This window comes from Acidimicrobiales bacterium (genome assembly GCA_036399815.1).
Classification (GTDB): Bacteria; Actinomycetota; Acidimicrobiia; order Acidimicrobiales; family DASWMK01; genus DASWMK01.
The window spans coordinates 1-3462 of sequence record DASWMK010000272.1 but is presented as its reverse complement, the minus strand read 5'-3'; the positions used below and the strand labels follow the sequence as shown (position 1 = coordinate 3462).

2 protein-coding genes are annotated in these 3462 nt (G+C 76.9%); one reads left to right on the top strand and one right to left on the bottom strand.

Features of this window, described 5'->3' with window-relative positions; all coding sequences use genetic code 11:
* The coding region (locus VGB14_20465; protein ID HEX9995308.1) for an FHA domain-containing protein at positions 1 to 897 on the top strand (897 nt) is incomplete at its 5' end.
* Positions 898 to 903: 6 nt separating this feature from the next.
* Here the strand turns inward: VGB14_20465 and VGB14_20460 are convergent.
* A complete protein-coding gene (locus VGB14_20460) occupies positions 904 to 2988 on the bottom strand; it encodes a cation:proton antiporter (GenBank protein ID HEX9995307.1) in 2085 nt (694 codons plus the stop codon).
* Between the last annotated feature and the right edge of the window lie 474 nt (positions 2989 to 3462).

The window sequence follows — 3462 nt, the reverse complement described above, 5'->3', positions numbered from 1 at the left end:
CGCCCCGCCGCCGGGGCCGCGGCCGAGCCCGAGCCCGAGCGCACCGACGCCGAGCCCGCCGCTGCCGGGGCCGCCGCCGGGGCCGACGCCGAGCCCGACCGCGCCGCCGCCGGGCTCGCTCCCGACGCCGAGCGTGCGCCTGCCGCGCCGCCGCGCGCGCCGGAGCCGCCGGTGGCCGAGCCCGAGCCGACCGGGCCGGTCCCCGACGCCGACGAGGCGTCCATCCACACCGGCGGCGGCCCGGCCGTGCCCGCCCCGCCGGCCGAGGAGCGCCCCGAGCCGGAGCCGGCGCCGTTCGTCTCGGTCCACTTCGGCGACGACGTGGAGCCCGAGGAGCGCGAGCCCTTGCCCGTCGCCGGCGACGCCGTCTCGGTCGCCGACGAGCGGGCGGCGCCGCCGGGGGTCACCGCCGGACCGGCGATCGTGCCCGGCATCCGCTGCGCCGTCGGCCACTTCAACCACCCCGACAGCCGCTACTGCGTGGTGTGCGGGCGGGGCTTCGACCAGGGCGTCAGCCGCATCGTCACCGCCGGCCCCCGCCCCCCGCTCGGCGTGCTCGTCATCGACGACGGGGCGGCGTTCGTCCTCGACGCCGACTACGTGATCGGCCGCGAGCCCGAGCTCGACCCCGACGTCCCGGCCGGCCAGGCCCGCCCGCTCAACCTCACCGACCCCAACCGCACCGTGTCACGGGTGCACGCGGAGGTCCGCCTCGACGGGTGGGACGTGCTCGTCGTCGACCGCGGGTCCACCAACGGCACCTACCTGCTGCTCCCGGGCGCGCCCCAGTGGACGAGGGTGCCGCCGGCCGGTCGTGCGGTGGTCCCGCCCGGCGCCCGCGTCGCCGTCGGGCAGCGGACCTTCGTCTACGAGTCCCACCACGTCGGCATCCGCTGACCCCCCTCAGGCGCGGGCGCCGGCCAGCGCCTCGTGGACGACGTAGACGGGGCAGCCGAAGTCGTCCTCCTGCCCGGCGAGCGCCTGGGTGCCAGCGGCGGCCACGATCGCCGCCGACCGCCGGCCGGCCTCCACCACGGCGGCGGTGTCGCCGTCGCCCACCTGCTCCACCACGCTCCCCGTGCCGAGGGCGAGCTGCCCGGCGACCTCCGTGACGGCCGGCGACGGCGGCCCCACGATCGTCACCGGCCCGCCGGCCACGCCCTCGCCGTCGAGGGTGCCCAGGTGGTAGGCGACCACCGGGCAGCCGGCCCGCCTGGTCAGCCGGCCGACGACGTCCCTCCCCCGGCCGTTCACGCCGACGACGATCACGTCGGCCTCGCGTGAGGTCGCCACCCGCAGGTGCTCGGACGCCGGGTCGGTGGTCGCCGACGAGAACGGGACCACGGTGACGCCCGGCGGGGCCAGCTGGCGCAGCATCCGGAGGGCGCGGAGCGACCGCTCGATCTCGAGGGCGGTGTCGTTGATCCCGATCAGGATCTCGTGGTCGGAGCGGAGGGAGAACGGCCGCACCAGGTCGACCTCGGCCGGCCGGCGGTCGCCGACCAGCCGGTAGGCGGCGTGCACGACGGCCGGCGCGTGGTCCAGGTTGTCGAGCGCGGCGACGACCCGGAAGGCGTCGGGCGGGGCGCCGGCCACGTCGGCCAGGGGCTTCGGCGCCTCCCTCGGCATGCGGGCGGCGAACGCGTCGAACAGCGGCCCGGTCATCGCCGTGGTCACGAGGGCCATGACCACGCCGCCGACCTGCATCTGCGGCGAGATGATTCCGAGCTGGAAGCCGATGAGGGCGACGACGAGCACGAGCAGGCCCCGGCAGTTCATGAGGATGCCGATCACGTTGCCCTCGGCCCAGCTGAGGCCGCCGGCCCTGGCGAACACGGCGCTGCCCAGCCACTTGCCCACCACGCCGGCGACGAGGAACAGGGCGATGCCGGCGACGAAGGACACGCCGAGCGTGGTGAAGTCCGTGTTCAGCCCGGAGAAGGCGAGGAACACCGGGAGCAGGAAGATGGCGGTGAAGTCGGCCAGCCGGGCCGCCATGTCCCGGAACAGCGCCACCCTGGCCGGGAGGATGGCGCCGGCGAGGAAGCCGCCGACGATCACGTTCACGCCGATCTTGTGCGCCGCGTACGCCGAGGCCAGCAGGACGACGAGGATCAGCGCGAACACGTCGGCGCTGAGGCCGCGCTCCTCGTAGCGGCGGCCGAGGGGGACGAGCGCAGGGCGGACGACGAGGAACAGCACGGCCAGGTAGATGGCGGTGACGACGAACTTCAGAGCCAGGCTGGAAGGGCCCTGGTGGCTCGCCACCCCGGCGGCCACGGCCACGGCGAGGAACATCAGGACGGTGACGACGGCTGCCGCGGCCACGCCCACCGAGCCCATCGCCGACTGGGTGAGGCCCTTCTCCTGGAGGATGCGGGCCATCACCGGGAAGGCGGTGACGGCGAGCATCGCCGCGAGGAACAGCGTGAAGCTCGACTGCGAGGCGAGCGTGCCGTCGGGTGCGCCGACCCACTTCGCGTCGTAGAGCAGCGGGCCGACGAGGAACGCCAGCCCCACGGGCACGGCGACCGCGCCGACCGACACGAGGCCGATGGCCCGGCCCCGGCCCCGCAGCAGGCCGAAGTCCAGCTCGAGGCCGACGAGGAACATGAAGAACACGAGGGCCAGCTGGCCGAGGATGCCGAGGACGCCCCTGGCCTGCTGGGGGAACAGGCACCAGGTGACGCTCTCGGCCGCCGCCGGCGGGGTGCTCGGCGCGCTCAGGGAGGCGTCGCACTGGAGGTACTGCCACGAGCTCGTCCAGGTGAACAGCTTCGGGCCGAGCAGGGTCGGCCCGAGGAGGACGCCGGCGACGATCTCGCCGACGACGCGAGGCTGCCCGAAGCGGCGGAACAGCCCGCCGACGAGCCGCGCCGCGGCGAGGATGATGACGAGGTCGAGCAGCACGAACGCCAGCACGGCGTCCGCCGTCAGCCCCGCCGGCGGCGCGGCCTGCCCGAGCACCACCCAGCCCGACCACCCCATCGTCACTCCCTCCTGCCCCGGGCCGCCGCCGTGGCGCCCCACCGGTCATCCGCCCGCACCGCGCCCCCCGTCACCCGTCCCGGCCGGCCGCTGGTGGGGACGCAGGCCCGGCCCGACCCGCCTCGCCCCCGGTCGCCGCCTGCCGGTCGGCCGCACGCCGGTTCCGACGCCCCGCCGTCGCCCGCCGGTCGGCCGGGCCCGACTCGGCGCCGTCGCCCGCCGGTCGGCCGGGCCCGAGTCGGCGCCGTCGCCCGCCGGTCGGCCGGGCCCGGCTCGGCGCGTCGCCCGCCGGTCGGCCGCACGCCAGTCACCGCGCCCCGCCGTCGTCGGGCGGTCGATCGCGCTCGTGGACGTCACCGGACGGTGCCCGTCGTGGTGGCCGGCGGCGCCGGCTCCTGCCCGAGCCGTTCGAGCAACCGGTCGAGGCTGCCGCCCTCGTCGCCCTCGGCGGCCCGCACGTAGAGCGCCGCCCGG